The organism is Paracoccus sp. KR1-242, from assembly GCF_049446195.1.
In the GTDB taxonomy this organism is placed as follows: Bacteria; Pseudomonadota; Alphaproteobacteria; order Rhodobacterales; family Rhodobacteraceae; genus Paracoccus; species Paracoccus broussonetiae.
This window is the reverse complement of sequence record NZ_JBMSED010000035.1, coordinates 1-1,128: the sequence shown is the minus strand read 5'-3', so window position 1 is coordinate 1,128 and position 1,128 is coordinate 1. Positions and strand designations below refer to the sequence as shown.

At 68.1% G+C, this 1,128-nt stretch carries 2 protein-coding genes; both read left to right on the top strand.

What is annotated here, in order from left to right; translation table 11 throughout:
• The coding region (locus tag ACO2Q4_RS23610; RefSeq protein WP_423322167.1) for a hypothetical protein at positions 1-877 on the top strand (877 nt) is incomplete at its 5' end.
• 8 nt (positions 878-885) lie between these two features.
• A partial coding sequence (locus ACO2Q4_RS23605) for a hypothetical protein (protein WP_423322166.1) occupies positions 886-1,128 on the top strand: 243 nt, incomplete at its 3' end.

The following is a 1,128-nucleotide window of genomic DNA, read 5'->3' as shown; positions in this document are numbered from 1 at the left end:
TGAGGCGCGCGCGCTGATGTTCCCGATTGCCGAGGTGATCGGCTCGACCGTCGAGACGGATGTCCTGGCGGGCGCGCCGCGCCGGGTGCAGCTGATGGCGCGCCTGCAGGCGGCGGTCGATGCCGCTGCCAGCTGGGGCAAGGACCTGATGGTCGGCTGGATCAAGCTCGATCTCCTCGATGGCGCGCCGGGCACGCTGCAGGCGACCGCGCGCGAGCATTACGGGCTGGTCGCGAATGGCTTGCGGCTGGAGGCGGTCGAGGTCACACGGCAGGCGGCCTTGCCACGGCCGATGGTCAACCAGGGCTTCGGCACCCGCACCGATGGCACCTCGGAAGTCATCCTCGCGGAAGGGCGGCTCGACTGGGACTTCTTCTCGCTCGGCTTCATCGTCCCGACGCCGCTCTATCCCTTCGAGCTGGTTGCCGGCAGTCCTGCCACGCTGACACCTGATGCCCTGCTGATGGTGCGCGAGATCGAGGCACTGGCGATCGCCGAGCTGGCGCTGGCGCGGGAATGGTTCTGTCCGTCGCTGGAGGAAGCCACGCTGTCGGGCAGCACCATCATCGCACGCTTCGCCACGCTGTCGCCGCTGATGATCCGCGATCCGGCCAATCACGGCTTCACCCTGACGGGCACCGGCGCGCCCGCGATCACCGGCGTCACGGTGTCGGGCGGCTATGCCACGATCACGTTGGCCGCAGCGCCGGCCGGGGCGGTCACGCTCAACTATGCCTTTGGCGAGACCGGCGATCGCGGCGACGGCAAGCCCGCGAACCGCGGCAGCATCACCGACAGCTGGTCGCAGCCCTCGGCCGCGGTTCCCGGCCAGACCCTCTACCGTTTTGCCCGATCGGGCCGCGTCACCGTCAACTGAGGATCATCATGACCCAATATCTGAACACGATCATCGACCGCCCGATCACCGATGTCCGGCACTTCACCTCGATCCTGAAGGCCGATGCGACGGTGAAGCACGCCTGGACCCTGGTCCAGAAAAAGGCGTTCCGGAACCCCGCCAACAATCGCTGGCGCATCCCGGCCCGCAAGGGCAGCGTGCCGCTGGATGCCTATGACGACAACGTCACCTGGACGCCGCGCGGCAACTTCCAGGTGCCGGCCTTCACC